Origin of the sequence: Plectonema radiosum NIES-515, from assembly GCF_025753815.1 — a bacterium.
Taxonomy (GTDB): domain Bacteria; phylum Cyanobacteriota; class Cyanobacteriia; order Cyanobacteriales; family Nostocaceae; genus Hassallia; species Hassallia radiosum_A.
In genome coordinates, this window is sequence record NZ_JAOWRF010000292.1 from 1 (window position 1) to 2379 (window position 2379).

Annotated in this window: 3 protein-coding genes and 1 pseudogene; 2 read left to right on the forward strand and 2 right to left on the reverse strand. The window is 41.8% G+C overall.

Annotated features, from left to right (window positions below):
• Positions 1-160: 160 nt before the first annotated feature.
• On the forward strand, positions 161-727 hold the full coding sequence (locus OGM63_RS20255) for a glutamate-cysteine ligase family protein (protein ID WP_263747458.1): 567 nt from the start codon (positions 161-163) through the stop codon (positions 725-727).
• 52 nt (positions 728-779) lie between these two features.
• On the opposite strand, the gene OGM63_RS20260 is transcribed toward OGM63_RS20255, so the two are convergent.
• Together OGM63_RS20260 and OGM63_RS29620 are read right to left on the reverse strand one after the other, a co-directional pair.
• Positions 780-1895: an RNA-guided endonuclease InsQ/TnpB family protein gene (locus OGM63_RS20260; RefSeq protein ID WP_318528511.1), complete on the reverse strand. Its 1116-nt coding sequence runs from the start codon at positions 1893-1895 to the stop codon at positions 780-782.
• 28 nt (positions 1896-1923) lie between these two features.
• Positions 1924-1986: pseudogene (locus tag OGM63_RS29620) on the reverse strand (helix-turn-helix domain-containing protein); the annotation flags it as partial.
• Positions 1987-2037: 51 nt separating this feature from the next.
• Between OGM63_RS29620 and tnpA the strand changes: the two are divergent.
• A partial coding sequence (gene tnpA / locus OGM63_RS20265; RefSeq protein WP_263747459.1) for an IS200/IS605 family transposase occupies positions 2038-2379 on the forward strand: 342 nt, incomplete at its 3' end.

Below are 2379 nucleotides of genomic sequence, written 5' to 3' on the forward strand. Positions count from 1 at the left end.
TGGCCGTCCTGTTTTTTGTTTCGGCTGACTGTGCGATCGCACCCATTGCTAATATCTGGCTAAAAGTCTCTGGACGTACACCACACAAACGTTTAAAGTCTTCTGGCTTTAGGCTCTTTACTTGTTCGTAGGTCATCAATGATACCCAACTCTAACCTACTTGTCCCATGCATCTGTGACTTTTGCTCATAGGTCTATTGATTGGGCGATTCAAATTCCGATGATTGCTTCTGTGGTTAACGGAGTTAGTCAACCCATGCATGGACGCACTTTTGCGTCTGTACTAGAGCATGGCTTTGAAGATGGAAGCAAACCGACATTTGACAACTGGTGCGCTCACTTTTCATCTATTTACACCGATATTCGCTTGCGAAATACGATCGAAATTCGTGCTATGGATGGACTAGCTTTTGAACAAATTCCTGCTGCGCGTGCTTTCTGGACTGGATTAGTTTATCATCAACCATCTGTTGAATCTTTGTGGAAACTGTTTCAAGATCGAACGATTGAGGACTATCAAAAAGCACAAGCAGAAGTTTGCCATAAGGGATTGGAGGCAAAGTATGGTAACGATTCAGTCAGAGAACTAGCCTTAGAAATGGTTCAGCTGGCTAAATCCGGGCTGCAAGCACGGGTTAATGCAGGTCTTGAACAACCCATCGTCTTAAAGTACCTCGACCCCATTCAAGAAATTGCTGTCTCTGGTAACCCTTCGCCGAACGCTTGATTGAGCAGTGGAAAGGCGAGTTTGCGTATTCTCCAGCAAACTATGTAGAAGCTTATCGATTGACATACTCACCGACCGTCGCGGACGGGGAAACACTTGACGCTTCACTGACTGATGCGACCGTTGCCGTCTTACTCTGTCTCTGCGTCCGTTTAGAGTCGTGGCAATGCCCTATCCCGACTTTGTTTATATTTTTAGCTGCATTCTCATCTCGGTCGTGTTCAGTTCTACAATTTAAACACTGAACCGACCGAATTTTTAAATCAAGCTTGCCCCATTTGTAACCACATTCAGAACAAATCTGACTTGTTGGTTCCCATCGACTTATAACGTGAAAATCGCGATGAAGTTTTTCAGACTTACCTTCGCACAAAGTTCTAAACTCTCTCCACCCTTGTAGACTAATTGCTCTAGAAAGTTTGCGGTTTTTAACCATCCCGGATACGTTTAAATCTTCCAAAACAATAGTTTGATTTTCACTCACTATTTTGGTAGATAGTTTATGCAAGAAGTCTTTACGGGTATCGGTGACTTGATTGTGCAGTTTGGCAATTCTAATCCGAGTTCTGTTTCTACGTTTGGAGTCCTTGGGTTGACGTGCTAGTTTTTTCTGAAGTTTCCGAATTCTCTTGTCTAATCTTGAATAATCAGGGCTTTCCCATGAGTCACCATTACTCATTACAGCAAAAGTTTTGATTCCCAAATCAATACCAATGCTTTGGTTTTTAGCATCAATATTAACAGGTTCAATCTCTACTACAAAGCTGAGAAAATAGCGATTAGCACAATCCTTGATGACTGTGATGGATGTAGGCGACGACGGTAAATCCCTAGACCAAATTGGTTTAACATTACCAATTTTAGTTAGATATACCTCATGACCTTTGATTGAAAATCCACCAATTCTAAAACGCGCTGATTGCTGATTGGTTTTCTTTTTGAACCTTGGTTTCCCAACCTTTTTACCTTTGCGCTTACCCTTCAGGGAGTCGAAATAGTTTTTATAGGCAACTCCCAAATCAGCAACAGACTGTTGCAACGGGATGTTAGAAACTTTAGACAACCATTCACGCTCTACAGTTTTCTTTGCTTGGGTAATTACCAAATGAGTGCAAATCGTTGTTACTTGGTAGCTTTTCTGACTGTTTGCAGATAGCCAGGGCATCATTCCAAACCACACGGACGCAACCAAACAACTGAGCTAAACTCTGCTGCTGTTGGTCTGTGGGATAGAAACGATATTGATACCTGGCTTTCATGATTGATACTATAGTTGGTCTGTTATCTAATTATATATTGGTCGAAAGTTTATGACAACCCAATTCCGTAGAGAAAGACACAGTGTTACAGATTTAAAAATTCATTTGGTCTGTGTGACGAAATATAGAAGGTCTGTATTTACAGCAGAAAGCCTTGGGATAATTGAAAAGTCGTTCCAAGAAGTTGCAAAAAAAATGGACTTTCAAGTAATCGAGTTCAATGGTGAAGGGAACCATGTCCACTCGTTAATTGAATATCCACCCAAATTGTCTGTATCTCAAATGGTTAACGCGCTAAAAGGGGTTTCTAGTCGTCGTTATGGACAAGCTGGATATAAAAAACCCCATAAAGAATGCGAGTTTGCCGGGGGGATACTCCCCCCGGCAACACGC

Coding starts and splice junctions, on each gene's coding strand:
- OGM63_RS20260 (WP_318528511.1), bottom strand. CDS start 1,895: ATGATGCCCTGGCTATCTGCAAACAGTCAGAAAAGCTACCAAGTAACA.